We start from the raw sequence: 17,983 nt of genomic DNA, 5'->3' as shown, positions 1-17,983 counted from the left end.
AGGACACTCCGGGCGCGAGCAGACGCGGAATCGCACCAAAACGCGCCGTTTTGGGCGATTCCGCGTCTGCTCGCGAGTCAACCTGCGCGGTCAAATCGGCAACCTGACGTCGGAGACCAGCGCGTCACGCAGCCAGGAGATCACGTCGTTCCACAGCCCGGTGACCAGCGCCAGGCCGACGGCGATCAACAGCGCGCCGCCGAAGATCTGGATCGCCCGGGTGTGCCGGCGTAGCCAGCCCAGGCCCGCAACGGCCCCCGCCGATCCGAACGCCAACAACACGAATGGGATGCCCAGCCCCAGGCAATAGGCGATCACCAGCACGATCCCGCGGGCCACGCTGGCACCGTCGGTCGCTGAGGCCACCGTGACCACTCCGGTCAGCGTCGGCCCCAGGCAGGGGGTCCAGCCGAGCGCGAACACCGCGCCCAACAGCGGCGCCCCGGCCAGCGTCGTCAACTGTCGCGGGCGCAACCGGGCCGGACGCTGCAGGGCCGGGATGAGACCCACGAAGACCAGACCCATCACAATCGTCAGCACACCACCCACCCGCTGCAGCAACACCTGGTTGGAGATCAGCGTGGTGGTCATGCCGAGCACGGCGACGGTACCCAGCACGAACACCGCGGTGAACCCGGCGACAAACAGCGCCGCCGATCCGGCAACCCGCCACCGCGTTGCCGCGGGCGCTTTGACCACGCCAGGTTGCAGCTGCGCATCGCCCTCGGAAACCCCGACCACCGCGGCCAGGTAGGACAAGTAGCCCGGCACCAACGGCACCACACACGGCGACGCAAACGACACCAGACCGGCCAGCACGCACAGTCCAAGCGCCACCAGCAGCGGTCCCGCGGCGGCGATGTGGGCGAACCCGGTCATTGCGGTCCCGGCGGAGTCATACCCCCCGCTGACTCTTGGGCCACCCGTTGCACCACCGGCTGCAAATCCTCGGCGAGCAATTCGCGCAGAAAAACCGCAGCGACCCGATGTTGGCGGTCCAGCACCAGCGTGGACGGAATCACGGTGGTCGGATATTTACCGCCAAAGGCGATCAGGGTGCGCATCGCCGGGTCGTAGATCGATGGGAAGGTCACCTGCCGGTCGTTGATGAAGTCCTGGGCCGCCTGGCGGGCACCGTCGCGAACATCGATGCCAAGGAAAGCCACCCCAACGCCCCGAGTGGCCTGGTACACCCGCTGCAGTTGGGTGATCTCGGCCCGGCACGGCCCGCACCACTGGCCCCATACGTTGACGACAACGACCTGTCCGGGGAAATCATCGAGGGAGATAGTTTGCGTCGGATTCATCAAGTCCGGACCCGACAACGGCCCGGGGTGGCCACGGCTGGCCGGTGGGTCGTAGAAGATGTCGGTCTTACCCCCGGGCGACACGAATTCGAACGTGCCGCCCTGTGCGACGGCGTCTTTCCCGGAGCAGCCGCTCAGCAGTGCTGTCAGCACCGTCACAGCGATCGCCAGCCGCCGCATGGTCAAGCGCCCGCCGGTTGGGAATACGCCACATCGACCAACCGGTCGCCGTCATAAATCAGCGAGGTCACCGACGCCAGCGCACACTGACGGCGCCGCGGGTCGTGCCACAGCCGCCTACCGGTGGCATGCATCCGAAGCGTCCATACCGGCAGCTGATGGCTGACGCACACCGCCTCATGGCCGGCGGCGCGGGCGCGCGCCTTGTCCACCGCAGTCGCCATCCGCTGCGCAATCTGGGTGTAAGGCTCGCCCCAGGAGGGCGTGAACGGGTTGCGCAGCTGCCACCACACGCGCGGGTCCCGCCACGCCCCATCGCCCGGGCCTAGCCGCCGGCCCTCGAAAAAGTTGGCCGATTCGATCAAGTCTGGGTCGGTGTCGACGGGCAGGTCGTGGCGGGCCGCGATGGGCGCGGCGGTCTCCTGCGCACGCTGCAGCGGAGATGCGATTACCGCGACCACGTCGCGGTCGGCCAGGAAGTCGGCCACGGCCGCCGCCTGTGCGGCGCCGGCCTCCGACAGCCGGAATCCGGGCAACCGACCGTAGAGAATGCCGCTGGGGTTGTGTACCTCGCCGTGACGCACCACGTGCACCCGGGTCTGTTCAGCCATCAGTGCCTGCCCTTCGGGTTGACTTGGCTCGCCTCGGCGGCCCGACGGGCCGCGGTCGGTAGCGCGTCCGCAATCCGATCGAATGCCGTGCCATCGAGAGCCGCCGAGACAAACCATGCCTCGAACGCGCTGCACGGCGGGTAGACACCGGCGTCCAATAGGGCATGAAAGAACGGGGCATAACGCCAGGTTTCGCTGGCCCGCGCCGACCCGAAGTCGGTCACCGGCTCCTCGGCGAAGAACACGCTGAACATGTTGCCGGCGCGCGGAATCTGGTGCGCCACACCGGCGTTTGTCAGCGCCTCGCTCAGCAGCAGGACCATGCGGTCGGCATTGGCGTCCAGCGCGGCGTACACGGCGTCGTCGGCGGCCCGCAGCGTCGCCAGCCCAGCGGCCATCGCGACCGGATTGCCGGACAACGTCCCGGCTTGATACACCGGCCCGAGGGGCGCCAGCCGCTCCATCACCTCGGCACGTCCACCAAACCCGGCCGCCGGTAACCCACCGCTCATCACCTTGCCGAACGTGAACAAGTCGGCCGCGACCGGATCGATTCCGTACCAACCACTTCGGGTGACCCTAAAGCCGGTCATCACCTCGTCGACAATCAACAGCGCCCCGTACTCGGCGGTGATCGCGCGCAGCGCCGCGTTGAAGCCGGGCGCCGGCGGCACCACCCCCATATTTCCCGGGCTGGCCTCGGTGATCACCGCGGCCACCTGGTCGCCGATCCGGGCAAACATCTGCTGCACGGCGTCGATATCGTTGTAGGGCAACACGATTGTGTCCGCCGCTGCGGCGCCCGTGACTCCCGGCGATGACGGCAGCCCCAAAGTCGCCACCCCCGAACCCGCGTCGGCCAGCAACGCGTCCGCATGGCCGTGGTAGCAGCCGGAGAATTTGATGATCTTGGCTCGTCCGGTGAAGCCCCGCGCGAGGCGGACCGCACTCATGGTGGCCTCGGTGCCGGAATTGACCAGTCGCATCCGCTCCACGGGCCTCACCCGCCCGATGATTTCGGCGGCCAGTTCGGTCTCGGTCGGCGTGGGCGCGCCGAACGACAGACCGTTGGCAGCGGCTTTGGTAACGGCGTCGACGACGGCGGGATGAGCATGGCCGAGGATCATTGGCCCCCAGGAGCAGACCAGGTCAACGTAGCGGTTGCCGTCGGCATCGGTAAGCCAGCAGCCATGCGCTTCGGTGATGAAGCGCGGAGTACCGCCGACCGCCGAAAACGCGCGCACCGGGGAGTTGACCCCACCAGGAATAGCCGTGCACGCGTCCGCGAACAGTTTCGCGGACGCGTGCACGGTGGCAACCGTCTGATCGGTGCTGCCCATGACGACTAGTGTCCCAGCCTCGGCACCCCGCCCAACTACAGGGTGTAAGAGTTGGCGGGGCCGGCGCCGGTCGGCGCGCGCCACAGTCCCGCCGACGATCCACAGCGGGTGGTCGGAACAAATGCAGCGCGCGAGTTGTAGTGCATGGTATGCGGCATACGACCACGAAAAGGTTTACGAAAAGGCTGTCAACCGGCGAGACCATTGGAGTGGGCGAGCTGGATACCGTCACCGGGCAGTCCGTGTCGGTGCCGGCCCCGGCCGGCCGGACGCATCTGCAGTTCCGCCGATTCGCCGGCTGCCCGATCTGCAGCCTGCACCTGCATCGCTTTGCCGACCGTCACCAGCAACTCACCGATGCCGGGATCACCGAAGTCGTGTTCTTTCACTCGCCGGCCGGCGAGCTGCGCGGCTACCAGGCGTTGCTGCCGTTCGCGGTGATCGCCGACCCGAACAGGGTGTACTACCGCCAATTCGGAGTGGAGAAGGGCCTGCGCGCTCTGATCAGCCCCCGCAGTTGGTCTGCCGGCGCGCGCGGCTACCGCGCCGCACTGCGGCACCGGGGGGACCCCAATTACGCTGGCGTGAAATCCAGTTCCGATGGCGAAACGCATTTGGGATTGCCAGCCGACTTTCTCATCGAGCCGGACGGAACGATTGTCGCTGTGCACTACGGGCGCCATGCCGACGATCAATGGTCCATCGACGAGTTGCTGGACCTACACCACGCACTGGGGTGAACGGTATGGGCGAGCGAGAAGTGGTGGTGTATTGGCGGCCCGGCTGCCCATTCTGTTGGCGGCTGCGGACCGGGCTACGCCGACGAGGTCTACCCACCAAAGAGGTCAATATTTGGTCCGATCCGGACGCGGCGGCGGTGGTCCGTTCGGTTGCCGGCGGCCACGAGACGGTTCCCACCGTCGTGGTTGGCGACCTGGCCATGGTCAACCCAACAGCCGGTCAGGTGGTTAACGCGGTCCGCGCCCACGCACCCGAGCTGCTCGCTCGGAGCTCAAACGGCGGTTGGTGGACGGTCCTGCGGTCACGACTTGGAGCGCGATAGGGCGCGGGTAGTGCACATCGGCGGCCTTGAGATGACCGGTGCGAAGCGAGCGGGATGGACCAGCTGGTGTCTTCTGCGCGCGAGCACCCCGGCGCCCAGCGAGGCGATGGATCTGATCGTGTTGGCCATCAAGGCGCTGACGTGTTCACCGGAGCTGCGGCAGGCGTTCCCATGCTCGGTCGATGCGGGCGCAGCCGAACGCGATACCGACCGCAGTGGCCACGGCTATCGAAAACTATTGGAATGCAAGATAATAGGGCTAGCCGACGACAGGTTGCCGGTTGCGCATCACTGTTTTGATGGCGGCGTACAACCCAATCACCACCAGCCAGGACAGCAGGCTGAGCCAGAGCTGGCTGCGCGCCGCGTCGTCGAATGCCATCCGGACGAGCACACCAATGATGCCGATCACCGCGACGATCGACAGTATCGGGAACATCCACATCCGGACTCGCAGCTTTTCCGGTGGGGTCCGGCCCCGCAGGATGATCTGCGAGAGCGCGATCAGCAGGTAGACGAAGAGAATGACGGCACCCGACGAGTTGAGCAGAAAGATGAATACCGTATTAGGCGCAACCGCGGCCATGATCACACACAAGAAGCCCACCGCCGAGGACGCGAGGATGGCGATATAGGGGACTCCGCGCGCGCTGAGCTTGACCAGTGAAGCCGGTGCCTCCCGTCGCGCGGCAAGTACGAACAGCATTCGCGATGCGGTGTACAGACCCGAGTTCAGACAAGACAGCACCGCGGTAATCACCACCGCGTTCATGATCTGATCGGCGCCGGGAATACCCATATGCCGGAAGGCGGCGACGTAGGGTGACGAACCCGGCTCGATCGAATTCCACGGCAGGATCACCGCGAGCAGGAAAACCGAGCCGACGAAAAAGATCGCGATGCGCGCGACCACCGTGCCCATCGCTCGCTGCACCGCACGTTCCGGGTCGGGGGTTTCGGCCGCGGCAATGGTGACGACTTCGGTACCGGTCATGGAGAAGATCGCGACCACGACAGCGGTGAAAACCGCCCCGACTCCGGCGGGAAATAGTCCGCCATCTGCAGTGAGGTTGCTGAAATCCATGTCATGGCCCGGCAACAGTCCGAACGCGAACGCGCCGCCCAACAGCAGGAACACCACGATGACCACGACCTTGATGCCTGCGAACCAGAATTCGAACTCACCGAAAGATGACACCGAAAACAGGTTCGTCGCGGTCATCATCATCATCAGAATCAGCGACAGCAGCCACAGCGGTGTGTGGAGCCAGTAGGTCAGGACTTTGGCGCCGGCAACCGCTTCAAAGCCCACTACGATCACCCAGAAGTACCAATACAGCCAGCCGACCGAGAATCCTGCCCAACCCCCCAGGGCTTGGGCGGCAAAGTCGGCAAACGAACCGGTGGACGGGTTCGCGGCGGCCATCTCGGCAAGCATCCGCATCACCAGCACGACCACCACACCGCATAGTGTGTACGTCACAAATGCGGCCGGACCGGTAGCCCTGATGACCACCCCGGACCCGACGAACAGGCCAGCGCCGATAACCCCGCCGATTGCGATCATATTGAGCTGGCGCTGCGACAGTCCTTGACGCAGTCCTGACCCGGTATCTATAGCGGCCGCCTTCCGATGAGTCGAGGGCCGTGAATCCGACACGCGGGTCGGTTCACCGACGATACCGGCCCGCCCACCAAGCCGGGGGGAATGCGACCTGGTGGGCGGGCTCGGCACCTCAGGCAGGTTTCCTGAAATGCTGGATGCCCCAAGCAAGGTGGCCCCTGCGGGCGGCGTCCACCCAGTTCTGCAGTCCGGCCCGCATCTTGTCCAAGTATTCGATTGAGGATTTCCGTTCGAGTTCGCGATGGCGGGTCTCAAGCTCCTCGAGCACCCGCTGGTAGTGAATCCCCAGATTATGGACCAGGTCGATTTGATCGATCACTTCGAAACCAACCGACTGCGCCGTTTCGCGATAGAACCGCATCGAGCCCAGATCGACCAGGTTCAACCGATCGTAGACCGGCTGCAGCACGCCATCGGGCACATCATCGGCCTGCATCGGATCGGTGAAGACCAACTCACCACCGGGCCTGAGCACCCGAAACGCCTCTTCGAACACTCGGCGGCGATCGGCGGCGTGCAAGATGGCATCCTGCGACCAGACGACGTCGTAACTGGCGTCCGGTTCGGGAACAGCGTCGAAGCTGCCATGGACCACTCGGATCCGCGACTCGAGCCCAAGGCGCGCGTTGCGCTCCCGGTTGGTCTCATTCTGCGCCTCGGAGATGTTCAGACACGTGACCGAACAGCCGTACTCCGTGGCGAGGTGCCGCGCCGACCCGCCATAGCCCGAACCCAAATCCAACAAACGGGTATCGCCATCACACGTCGTCGACAGCTGCCGGACCATGCGTTCCACGGTTTTCCGGGCGGCCGCCCCGATGTCGCGGGTGTGCTCGTAACAACCGACGTGAATGTCCTCGCCGCCCCAGATCATCGAGTAGAACGCGTTGGCGTCGGCACTGTCGTAATAAGCCTCGGCGCCGACCTCGGATTCGGCCTCGTTGGGAGTCAGCGCCTCGGCGATAGCCGGTCCACCGTTTGCACTGTGCGACAACGACTTCTCCGCAACGTGGATGAAAAAGTCGGGTTCGGTCCCCTCATACGATTCCTGGAAGTCGCCGTATGTGCGTACGGTTTCAAAGCCCGCTTCGCGCATTAGACGGCGAACGTAGGACTTGCGCAGCGGAAACATGTTCAGCGTGTATTCGCAGCCGTCCGGGAACGTGTATTTGAAACGAGCGAGCCCGTCATCGACGTACTCCGGCTCGGCCGTCACTTTGTCGCCGCAATAATAGTATTTGTGCTTCGACTTGAACCCGTGATCAAGCATCTCGTCGTAGTTCCGTTGATCGAGGATCAGAATACCGTCATGGCGGAGCGCCGCATAAAATTCGGCAAGGGCCCGACGACGGTCATGCTCATCATGCAAATGAGTGAACGAGTTTCCCAGACAGATAATGGCGTCGTATTTACCTTGGATATCGCGGTTCAGCTCTCGCCAGTCGGCCTGCACCGTTCGGATGATCAGACCGCGCCGCCTGCCGTTCTCGAAGGCCTTAGCCAGCATCGCCGCCGAACCGTCGGCGCTGGTCACATCGAACCCCGCCTCGGTCAGACGGACCGAGTGAAAGCCGGTACCGGTCGCGACATCGAGGATGTGCTGTTTGTCGCGCGCGCGCAGCACATCGACAAAGAACCGCCCCTCGGACTCGGCGCGAGCATCCCAGTCGATCAGCTCGTCCCATTTCTCGACGAAACTCATGACATATTCAGCACGATATAGCCCAGTGTCACGGTCGGATAATGGATCGTCGCCATAAACTTGATCGTGTAGCTCTAATTCGGCGTTATCCCGGTGGATAGATAAACTCGTCATCTAACCTTTCTTTTCCGTTCGCCCACGCGCAATAACACGACCCGATCTGCGCACGGTGTACGTATTGCCAAGAAATGCACCAACACCCACCCACGGGCCCGGGGCGAACTTGTGCCTGCCGTGCATTCCGCCGAGCGAAAACGACGCCGTTTCGGTAACTCCCCAAAACTTGCCACGCCTAAGACGCGGCCCGACTGGCCAGCTGGCCCGTCGCTTCCGCACCGCGCACACCAGTCTAGTGGTATCTCTGAGAAACAGTGCACATAGGTAAGGATTGCGTACGTTTGTCGGATGGAGTGCGCCATCAGAATTCCGCCAAAACCAGTTCCTACCTGCGGAGCACCGGGATTACCCGGCGCAGCATTTTGTCGGTGGCCACCGCGAGTGAGACAACGGCGGCGACGGCGAAGATGCGCATCCACGCCGGGACCCCGATCGGTGCGGTGTCGAAGACGTCGTTCATCGCCGGTAGGTAGGTGATTGCGAGTTGCGCGATCACCTGCGCGGCGACGCCGAGCACGATCCAGCGGTTGGAGAAGACGCCGACCCTGATGGCCGAGCGGGTCAACGACCGGCAGCTGAACAGATAAAACGCCTCGACCACGACAAACAGGTTCAGCGCAGCGGTGCGGGCCACCTCGACGCTGGCCCCTCTGTTGACTTCCCATTCGAACAGCCACCACGCACTGGCCACCAGCAGCGTCGAAACCAGCAGAATCCGCACCACGAGACCGCGAGTCAGCAGCGGCTGGTCGGGATCGCGCGGCGGACGGGTCATGATGCCGGCCTCCTTGGGCTCGAAGGCGAGCATGAGGCCAAGAGCGATGGCGGTGGTCATGTTGATCCACAAAATCTGGGTCGGCAGAATCGGCAGCGCCGAGCCGAAGGCGATGGCAGCCAGGATCACCAGGCCTTCGCCGATGTTGGTGGGCAGCGTCCACGTGATGAATTTCGTCAGGTTGTCGAATACCGCGCGGCCCTCTTCGACCGCGGCCTCGATGGTGGCGAAGTCATCATCGGTCAACACCATGTCGGCGGCGTCCTTGGCGACCTCGGTGCCGCTGCGACCCATCGCAACCCCGACGCTGGCCTGCCGCAACGCGGGCGCGTCATTGACTCCGTCGCCGGTCATCGCGACCACCTGGCCCCTGGCCTGTAGCGCCTGCACAAGCCTCAGCTTCTGCTCGGGTGAGACCCTGGCGAACAGTTTGGCCTCGTCCACAGCGTCGGGGAATTCGTCGGCGGCCAACTCGGCCAAGTCGGTGCCGACAAGTACATCCCCCGGTCGTGGTTCGTCGGCGTCGAGCAGTCCCACGTTGGTCGCGATTGCCGTGGCCGTGGCGACATGGTCGCCGGTGATCATCTTGACCGCTATGCCCGCGGCATGACAGGCCGCCACTGCGGATCGGGCGGCGGGTCGGGGTGGATCGAGCATCGCCTGCAGCCCGGTAAATGCCAGCGAACCCCGCAACGAGTCCTCGGTCAATTCACCCGGACCGACACCGGATCGGACGCCGGTGGCCAGCACCCGCAGACCTCGCGCTGCCAGCAGGTCAGCGGCGCACAGCACAGCGGAACAATCCAGCGGTCGCAACGTCCCATCGGCGCCCATCTGCAAACTGCACAGCTCGAGCATCCGTTCGACGGCGCCCTTGGCCAGCACCACGTGGTCGTCGCCGTCTCGATGCAGCGTGGCCATGTACTGACGCTCGGAGCTAAACGGGATGGCCGCCACTCGCGGCGTGCCCGCAGCGAACCGTTCAGGGTTGACGCCGGCCTTGGCCGCCACCACGAGCATCGCGCCCTCGGTGGGATCACCCACAACATTCCATCGCTTGTCGTCGTGGGTGATCGCGGCGTCGTTGCAGCCCACTCCGGCGACCAGGGTCCAGCGCAGTGCAGCGTTTGCCGCCAGCGACACGTTGTCGCCGTCGTGATTCTGCAACACGCCTTCGGGGGCGTATCCGGTTCCGGTGACCTCCACCATGACATCCGGGGTCCAAATTGCCTGGACGGTCATCTGGTTCTCGGTCAGAGTTCCGGTCTTGTCGGTGCAGATCACGGTGGTGCTGCCCAGCGTCTCCACCGCGGGCAGGCGCCGAATCACGGCTCGGCGCCTGGCCATTCGAGCCACACCGATAGCCAGGGTGATCGTGACCGCGGCCGGCAGGCCTTCGGGGATAGCCCCCACCGCCAGCGCGATCGCGGCGGTGAACGTTTCGATAGCGTCCTGTTGCCGCAGCAGACCCACCGCGAAGGTGACGGCCGCCAGGCCCAAGATTGCGATGGTCAGGACCTTGCTGAACCACGCAAGTTTCGCGGTCAGCGGCGTCGTCAGAGTTTCCGCGGCACCGACGAGGCGATGAATCTCACCCAGCTCCGTTTCGGCGCCTGTCGCGACCGCGATTCCGGCGCCATGGCCCCCGGTGACCAACGTGCCGGAATACACCATGTTGCGACGATCAGCCACCGGAGTGGCTTCCGGTAATACCACTGCATCTTTGTGCGCCGGGGCCGACTCGCCGGTAAGCGCGGACTCGTTCACCCGCAACTCGGTGACCCGCACCAGCCGCAGATCGGCCGGAACCTTGTCCCCACTTTCCAGCATCACCAGGTCGCCGGGGACCAGATCCTCCGACGGCACGCCGTGCTCGCGGCCCTCCCGAACCACCTTGGCCCGCGTCCGCACCATGGACCGCAGGCCCTCCAGCGCGGACTCGGCCTTGGATTCCTGGATGAACCCCACGACGGCGTTGAGCACCACCACGCCAAATATCACCGCGGAGTCGGCGTATTCCTGCAGGCCGGCGGTGACTACACCCGCGACGAGCAACACGTAGATAAGTGGATGGTGAAACTGCCGCGCCATGCGCAGCAACAAGTTGCTGCGCGCGGCTACCGGCAATGCGTTGGGCCCGAAGCGCTCCAAACGCTGCACCGCTTCACCGTCCGACAGTCCGCGGTGCGGGTCGGTCTCGAGCAGCAGCACCACTTCATGCGCCGGTAATCCATGGTGAGCCGGTGCGGAGGTCACCGATACCGACAATCACCTCACCTCATCCGGCCGGCAGCCACCGAGCAATCATGTGTTCCACCCTGCCCGATACGGCACGTGCGGATCAGAGCCATAAGTCACCCATCCCGGAGTGGTCATGCCCCCGGCGGGGCGCCTCCGATCAGGGGGTCGCCGGAACCTCCCACGCGCCCGGCACAACCATGACCGGTCGATGCGCGTGGTGCACGGTACCAGTTGCCACGCTGCCGACCAGCGCTTCCCGCGCGGCAGAGTGTCCGTGCGTCCCAACGATCACCAGGGCCGCGTCGTGATCGTGGGCCGCGGCGACCAGCGCATCGGAGACGGCGCGGGCATGGAACCCACGACCGCGGGCCACGGTCAGCGGGCGGATCTCCCCGCCAGCAGCGTCCACCGGTGATCCAGGTGCGGTGCCGTCGTCGACGAAAATCAACAGCACATCGCGTTCCGGGCACAGGCGTCGAGCCGCAGCGAGCGCCGTTTCGGCGCCGGCAGACCCGTCCCAGCCCACCAGCACCGGCCCATGGGAAAGCGCCTCGTACTCGGCGGTCAACATTGGGTGCGGCACGACGACCACCGGCTGGGCGCTGTAATGCAGCACCATGTCGGCCACGCTGCCCAACACCGATTGGGTTCCCCCGAGTCCCCGGGATCCCGCGAGCACGAAATCTGCCTGCACCTCCTCGGCCGCTTGCGCGATGCGCAGGCCCTCGGCGCCCCAGGTCCGGGTCAGCAGCGGCTCGGCATCCCATCCGGCAGCGCGAGCCAGCGTCACCCCCATGCTGACCACCCGTTGGGCCTCACGCTCCCCTTCGCGTTCGACCATCTCGATCAACTCGTTCGCGTCGCGAGCCAGCGGCCGCAACCGACGGCGCACCTTATCGCTGGCGAACGGCGGAACCCACAGGTAGGTGATCCACCCGTGTGCTCCCGGAAACAACAGCGCACCGGCATCTATCGCGGCGCTCGCCCCCGGCGAGCCGTCGTATCCCACAATCGCGTTCAGCGGCAAGGCGGCACCTCCGTTCGATACATCATCTGCTTGAGTCTGCTTGAGTCGAGGGTGGCATCAGTCCCAACGGAAATCTACGCGCCCCGCGCGACCGCCTCGCAAAAGGAGCGGTCCACGCAACCGGGACACGGACACCCGCGCGCGCAGCCCGTCCTGGGCCCTGATCTGATTCCGCAGCGATCAAGCGGACGTCACGCCACAATTACATTGGCCGGTTCTACGGCGTGGCTCGACCGGAAAAGCCCTGTCGGCGCGGCATTATGGCGCTCGTGGCCGACCTGACCCGCCGCTCGATGCTGCGCGTAGGTGCCGGCGCCAGCGCAGGAGCCGCCGGCGTGTGGGCATTGAGCGCCCTGCTGGATCCACTCAAGCCGCAAGCCGCACCGCCGCAAGCGCCCGCCCCGTTCGAACCCCCGGCCGCGGGCAGCAGCCTGCCTACCCGATTGTCCGGTTCGTTTATCTCGGCGGCCCGCGGCGGCATCAAGACGAATTGGGTGATTGCGCTGCCGCCGGGCCAAACCGGGTTGTTGCGTCCAGTGATCGCCTTGCACGGCAAAGACGGCAACGCCGGCATGATGCTTGACCTCGGTGTCGAAGACGGGCTCGCACAACTGGTCAAAGCGGGCAAGCCGCCCTTCGCGGTGGTGGGTGTTGACGGCGGCAAAACCTCCTACTGGCACCGCAGGGCCTCCGGCGGGGACGCCGGGGCGATGGTGCTCGAAGAGCTGTTGCCGATGCTGGCCACGATGGGCATGGACACCTCGCGGGTGGGTTTCCTCGGCTGGTCCATGGGTGGATACGGCGCGTTGCTGCTGGGTGCCCGGCTGGGACCGGCCCGCACCGCGGGGATTTGCGCAATAAGCCCGGCATTGTTCACTTCGTTCACCGGCAGCGCGCCCGGGGCATTCGACAGCTACGACGATTGGATGGAACACAGCGTGCTGGGCCTGCCGGCGCTCAACCAGATTCCGCTGCGCGTGGACTGCGGCACCGGCGACCGCTTCTACTTCGCCACCCGCCAATTCGTCGGCCAGCTGAAAAAGCCGCCGGCGGGCAGTTTCTCCCCCGGCGGGCATGACGCGGAATTCTGGCGCGAACACCTTCCCGGCGAGCTGGCGTGGATGGCGTCCTAGCCATGAGGCCGCCGCTCCCGAACCGACGAAGATAATGACCGACCGGCAACCGATCCCGCGGATCTCCTTTCGACCTGACATCGAGGGGTTGCGCGCCGTGGCGGTGATTGCAGTCGTGCTGTTCCACGCGGGCATACCCGGTGTCGTCGGCGGCTACATCGGGGTGGATGTGTTCTTCGTCATTTCCGGCTTCCTGATCACCGGGTTGCTGTGGCGCGAAGTCAGCACCACCAACACCGTTCGCCTCGGCCGCTTCTACGGCGCCCGGGCACGCCGTTTACTGCCGGCCGCGGCCGCCGTCGCGGTGGCCACCGCGGTGGGCGCCGCCCTCGTGCTACCGCCACTGCAAGCACGACGCGTCTTCGTCGACGGCATCGCCAGCGCCTTGTATATCGGCAATTACCGATTCGCCATGCAAAAAACCGACTACCTGATCTCGGACTTGCCGCCATCGCCGTTTCAGCACTACTGGTCACTCGGCGTGGAGGAGCAGTTCTATCTGGTGTGGCCGGCGTTGATCATCGGCACCGCCTGGCTGGCGCGACGCATGGGACACCAGACCGCGTCTCGGGCCGCGCCCTATGCGCTGGTCCTCGGGCTGATCGGCGCCGGATCGTTGGCCGCCGCCACGATATGGACCCGTACGTCGCCGCCGTGGGCGTTTTTCTCGCTGCCCACCCGCGCATGGGAACTGGCGGCGGGTGGACTGATAGCCCTGTCGATCGGGCAATGGCGACGGCTGCCGCTCGCCCCGGCGGTAATCGTCGGGTGGGGTGGTCTGGCCCTGATCTTGCTGACCTGCACCCAGCTGGGCCCGAGCACTCCGTACCCGGGCACCGCTGCGCTTCTGCCGGTGCTGGGAACCGCGCTGATAATCGGCGCTGGTGGTGTTACCGGCGGCATGGGGGTCGGGCGGCTGCTGTGCAAGCCGGCAATGCGGGCGATTGGCCGGGTGTCGTACTCATGGTATCTGTGGCACTGGCCGGTGCTACTGCTGCTGCCGCCGCTGTTGGGCGCTCCCGCGGGCCTTCCCGCCCGGCTGGCCGCCACCATCGTCTCCGCCGGCCTCGCGGTCATCACCATGTATCTGGTCGAGCATCCGGGCCGGTTCACCGCAGCGTTGCGCCGATCGGCGCGAGCAAGCTTGCTGCTGGCGGGCGCCACTAGCGGCGTCGCAGCATGTGCATGCCTGCTATTGCTCACGGCGGTACCGGCCCCCGTCGGTCACGGATCGGCGGCGCCGCAAGCCAAGATCATCGCGTTGCCTACCGCACCCCAGGCACAGGCCGTCAGTGCCGAAGAAGCCGCGGTGCAGAATGCCTTCGCCCAAGTGCGCGAGCTGGTGGCGAGTTCGGAGACGCTGCAAGCGGTCCCGTCGAACCTGGATCCGCCGTTGGCGGTGGCACCGGGCGACAAGGCGCCCGTCTTCGTCAACGGTTGCATGCGCTCTTGGCGCGACGTCGGACAAAGCGAGTGCGCGACGGCCGACATCACCGCGCCGACGACCGTGACGCTGATCGGCGATTCCCACGCCGCCATGTGGGACCCGGCCTTCCAGCAGATCGCCGAGCAGCGGCACTGGCGGCTGGAAACGCTGGCCAAGGTGACCTGCCCGCTGTTGGATCTGCCGATTGTCAGTCCGTACCTGGGTCGCCGCTATACCGAGTGCGAACAGTGGCGCACCGAGATCGTGGGCCGACTACAGGCCGAGAGGCCACGCCTGGTGGTGCTGAGCATGAGTCGGCGCTACCAGGCGGACTTCAGCTTCGCGTCCTACGACGCGGGATGGATCGATGCGCTGGCCCGGGTCGTGGCGCAGCTGCGCAGTCTGGGCTCAACCGTGCTGGTGTTGGGGCCGGTCGCAGATCCGCAGTCCTCGGCACCGAGCTGCCTATCCACTCACCTCGACGATGCACGAGTGTGCGCGCCGCCTCGTTCGGCGGCGGCCAACCGTGACGGCATCGCCGCCGAGCGCGCGGCCACCGAGGCCGGCGGGGGCCACTACGCCGACCTGACCGACCTGTTCTGCAGCCCGGCTCGCTGCCCGGTGATCGTCGCCAACACGCTGGTGTTCCGCGACGACAACCACGTGACGACCGAGTACGCGCGACTGCTGGCGCCGGTCATCGGTGCGTTGACCGATCGTGCCCTGGCACAGCGCTGAAGGCAGGTGAGTTCGGTGTGAATTTATCCGCAAATGAACCACATCGCGCCGTCGAACGTGCTAGGAATGAAAGAGCTTTGGAGGTTTGAGATGAGCCCGATGCTGGTGGTCTTGATCACGGCAACTGCGCCCCTCGCCGGACTTGGTTTGATGCAATTGCAAGCGCGCCTTGAACGTTGGGACTACGACCGACACGCCGAAGACTGAAGTCGCACGCTAGACACCTTGTGCGGCTAGAGCTTTGGCCGGCTGCCGGCCAGGAGAAGCGGCTGTCATAGTCAGCTACACACGCTAGCCAGATAACTGTGCGCGAATAAGCGGTGCGATCCTGTCCGCCAGATACTCATGCCCGGCGTCGTTCGGGTGCACACCATCGGATCCGATGAGGTCTGGCCGGTCAACGAACCAGCGTTCATCGATCGGGTCGACGAACGTCGCTCCCGCGGCCCGTGCCGCCGCGTCGACAGCATCCCGAATCTGAAACATCGATGCGGGCACATCCGCGGTCGGCCAAGGGGGTCCGACCACCAGAAACTTTGCCGACGGCGCCAGGCGATGCGCCGAATCGAATGTGTCGCGGGCTCTTTCGCCCAACAGCCTGGGATCGAAGTCACGGTCGTTGAGGGAGCCGAAGTAGACCACCAATACGTCGTCGGGTTCGACCGCCCGCTCGGTCAGGTCCTGGAAAACGCTGCCGTGGTCACCGGGCACCCCATAGCCGGCCCTCCCCTCGGCGGCCACGTCGGCGGCAATCCGCACTCCTGTCTGCCCGAGCAGCTGCCAGGCGCGCGCGGTCCAGGACTTCTGGCCTAAACCGCCCTCATCGGTGCCCGTGGTGTAGGAGTCTCCGATGACCGCAACGTGGCTGAGCCGGTAATCCTGCGTCAGGGCCTCGTAGGCCCGCACATGCGCCGGATTTTTGATGGCCAAGCCGGCCAGCAGCGCAACGCCCATGACGAATCTGGCCAGACGACTCACAGCTACCTCCACCGGTAACGACATGTCCCGTGCCGCATCCAAGTCACCGGCATCCTACGAGGAAACCGGCGTGCACTCGGGTAACCCGTGGTTGTTTCGGTTTTGTGGCACAGTACGATTCGCGTCACCGGGTAGCCGTCATACTGCGCGGGCCGAAACCCCTTCTAGCGCACCGTCGATTTGACGACGCCGCCCGACCACGGACTCCGCGGCGTCGATTTGCGTGTCCACGGCCCGGACGTCGACCATCCGGCGCATCCAACGGCGGGCGGGCTCTTCGACGACGTGATACAACAGCATCGCGGCGCCCACGGCGATCGCGAGCAGGACAAAGACGTTCCACTTCCACGGGGCGTCCTGCGGCGTGAGCTCGAATTGCGGTACGGCCCATCCCCAGACGTTATGCACCAGCTCATGCACCATGTACAGGCAGAACGAGATCTGTCCGCCGTAAACCATCGCCCGCGTCGACAACAGCCTTGGCAGGCTGCCCAAACCGATCGCCAGCAAGATCACCAGGGGAACGAACAGCACGTCCACCACTCCGCTGCTGTCGACAACGCCGGTTATCGGATGCGCATCAACCAGGTAAAGGATGCCCACGATGGCCGCGACCAGGAGCATCGAACCGTACCCGGCGACGCGGCGGGCACGATCGGTGAGCCGCAGCCGGCGCACCCCGGCACAGGCCAGCGCGCCCGCGGTGAACTGCGTCACGATTCGCGGCAACCAGCTCCACGGGGTGTAGAACTCGCCGCTGGCCAACAACAGCACCACCGGGGGCAACGACGCCGCAACCGCCAGCCACATCAGCGTGCGCGCCCGCGTGGCATGCTGCATCCGGAAAATCACCAGCACGAGCACGCCGAACAACAGGTAGGCCAGCCATTCCGCGCTGATCGACCAGGCCGGCCCATCCCAACTCGACCAGTCGAAGTACGGCTGAACCCACAGTTGCACCAGCAGGATCTGCTGGACATAGCTGGTCGCGGTGAACCGGAACGCTTCGGGTGACGGTACATGGCCCACGTGCAGGGTGAAGATCATCCAAACCGCAGCCAGGTGCAACGTCACCAGGTACACCGGCCACACCCTGGCCAGCCGTAGCCACAGGAAACGCAAGGTGGCGCGCGTCGACCACGACCGGCCCATGCGGTCCAGGTAGTTCCACGTCAGCACGAATCCGCTGAGAATGAAGAACAGATCGACGCCTTGCGCGCCGCAGTTGAGCACCGGCGCCAGGGCATCGCGGAAACCAGGCGAGGCATCGCGCACCATCGGCCGGAAGTGAAACAGCACCACCCACACCGCGGCGACAATGCGAAGCCCGGTCAGGGCCTTGATCTCTGCGCGCACGACGCTCTTTCCGCCTGGACTCTGCTGTTTGGTTCGCCTTCTCGTTGGGCTGACCGGGCGACTCCCCGTACCACCGGCCACCCGGCCCTCTTCCGACCGGCAACCCGCAGCCATCGCAGCGTATCAGCGCAATGGCGGTGATGGCGTCAGGGCGATCGTGGTACGACGGCACCACCGATCGACTACCGACGGAACTCTCCACGGTCGCTGTACTGCGCAGAGGCCGTCAACGCGGTTGCTTTGATCTTCGCAACCAGCCCGAAAGTCGCTTCTTAGCAAAGAGTTAGAAGTGGCTTCCGGTCTCCTTAGATTTTGCTGAGAGCGTTGGAGCAGGTTGGGTCGGCGCTGCGCCGGCCTACGTAACG

Annotated in this window: 14 protein-coding genes; 4 read left to right on the top strand and 10 right to left on the bottom strand. The window is 65.4% G+C overall.

Features of this window, described 5'->3' with window-relative positions; all coding sequences use genetic code 11:
• Positions 1 to 90: 90 nt before the first annotated feature.
• The 4 genes from MB901379_RS03605 to hemL are packed head-to-tail and all read right to left on the bottom strand — an operon-like array spanning position 91 to position 3,438.
• Entirely contained in the window at positions 91 to 879 is a 789-nt protein-coding gene (locus MB901379_RS03605; RefSeq protein WP_158015404.1) for a cytochrome c biogenesis CcdA family protein, read from the bottom strand.
• Entirely contained in the window at positions 876 to 1,487 is a 612-nt protein-coding gene (locus tag MB901379_RS03600) for a TlpA disulfide reductase family protein (protein WP_158015403.1), read from the bottom strand. The genes MB901379_RS03605 and MB901379_RS03600 overlap by 4 nt, the downstream gene beginning before the upstream one ends.
• 2 nt (positions 1,488 to 1,489) lie before the next feature.
• Positions 1,490 to 2,098 carry a histidine phosphatase family protein gene (locus MB901379_RS03595; RefSeq protein WP_158015402.1) on the bottom strand — a complete coding sequence of 203 codons (609 nt, stop codon included), beginning with the start codon at positions 2,096 to 2,098 and terminating at the stop codon, positions 1,490 to 1,492.
• A complete protein-coding gene (gene hemL, locus MB901379_RS03590) occupies positions 2,098 to 3,438 on the bottom strand; it encodes a glutamate-1-semialdehyde 2,1-aminomutase (RefSeq protein WP_158015401.1) in 1,341 nt (446 codons plus the stop codon). The genes MB901379_RS03595 and hemL overlap by 1 nt, the downstream gene beginning before the upstream one ends.
• Before the next feature lie 149 nt (positions 3,439 to 3,587).
• Between hemL and MB901379_RS03585 the strand changes: the two genes are divergently transcribed.
• Both MB901379_RS03585 and MB901379_RS03580 read left to right on the top strand, forming a co-directional pair.
• Positions 3,588 to 4,178, top strand: a complete 591-nt coding sequence (locus MB901379_RS03585; RefSeq protein ID WP_158015400.1) for a peroxiredoxin-like family protein — start codon at positions 3,588 to 3,590, stop codon at positions 4,176 to 4,178.
• A 5-nt stretch (positions 4,179 to 4,183) separates the two neighbouring features.
• A complete protein-coding gene (locus tag MB901379_RS03580; protein ID WP_158015399.1) occupies positions 4,184 to 4,501 on the top strand; it encodes a glutaredoxin domain-containing protein in 318 nt (105 codons plus the stop codon).
• A gap of 259 nt (positions 4,502 to 4,760) precedes the next feature.
• On the opposite strand, the gene MB901379_RS03575 is transcribed toward MB901379_RS03580, so the two are convergent.
• The 4 genes from MB901379_RS03575 to MB901379_RS03560 form a co-directional block, all read right to left on the bottom strand.
• Positions 4,761 to 6,161, bottom strand: a complete 1,401-nt coding sequence (locus MB901379_RS03575) for an amino acid permease (protein ID WP_158015398.1) — start codon at positions 6,159 to 6,161, stop codon at positions 4,761 to 4,763.
• Between the two features lie 76 nt (positions 6,162 to 6,237).
• Entirely contained in the window at positions 6,238 to 7,941 is a 1,704-nt protein-coding gene (locus tag MB901379_RS25410; protein WP_158015397.1) for a glycine/sarcosine N-methyltransferase, read from the bottom strand.
• Positions 7,942 to 8,269: 328 nt separating this feature from the next.
• Positions 8,270 to 10,987, bottom strand: coding sequence for a cation-transporting P-type ATPase (locus tag MB901379_RS03565; protein ID WP_158015396.1), 2,718 nt, complete (start codon positions 10,985 to 10,987; stop codon positions 8,270 to 8,272).
• A 130-nt stretch (positions 10,988 to 11,117) separates the two neighbouring features.
• Positions 11,118 to 11,987: a universal stress protein gene (locus MB901379_RS03560; protein WP_158015395.1), complete on the bottom strand. Its 870-nt coding sequence runs from the start codon at positions 11,985 to 11,987 to the stop codon at positions 11,118 to 11,120.
• Positions 11,988 to 12,247: 260 nt separating this feature from the next.
• Here MB901379_RS03560 and MB901379_RS03555 point away from each other — a divergent pair, with 260 nt between their 5' ends.
• Together MB901379_RS03555 and MB901379_RS03550 are read left to right on the top strand one after the other, a co-directional pair.
• Positions 12,248 to 13,120: an alpha/beta hydrolase gene (locus tag MB901379_RS03555; RefSeq protein WP_158015394.1), complete on the top strand. Its 873-nt coding sequence runs from the start codon at positions 12,248 to 12,250 to the stop codon at positions 13,118 to 13,120.
• 34 nt (positions 13,121 to 13,154) lie between these two features.
• The gene (locus MB901379_RS03550; protein WP_158015393.1) at positions 13,155 to 15,284 is read left to right on the top strand and encodes an acyltransferase family protein; all 2,130 of its coding nucleotides are present in this window, start codon (positions 13,155 to 13,157) and stop codon (positions 15,282 to 15,284) included.
• A 291-nt stretch (positions 15,285 to 15,575) separates the two neighbouring features.
• On the opposite strand, the gene MB901379_RS03545 is transcribed toward MB901379_RS03550, so the two are convergent.
• Positions 15,576 to 16,262: an Rv0518 family GDSL lipase gene (locus tag MB901379_RS03545; protein ID WP_174236973.1), complete on the bottom strand. Its 687-nt coding sequence runs from the start codon at positions 16,260 to 16,262 to the stop codon at positions 15,576 to 15,578.
• Positions 16,263 to 16,400: 138 nt separating this feature from the next.
• Complete coding sequence (locus tag MB901379_RS03540; protein ID WP_232021975.1) at positions 16,401 to 17,618, bottom strand: acyltransferase family protein; 1,218 nt, start codon at positions 17,616 to 17,618, stop codon at positions 16,401 to 16,403.
• Positions 17,619 to 17,983: the final 365 nt, after the last annotated feature.

Source organism: Mycobacterium basiliense (assembly GCF_900292015.1).
GTDB lineage: Bacteria > Actinomycetota > Actinomycetes > Mycobacteriales > Mycobacteriaceae > Mycobacterium > Mycobacterium basiliense.
Note: the sequence above shows the minus strand (reverse complement) of the source record. Positions and strands in the feature narration are given on the sequence as shown.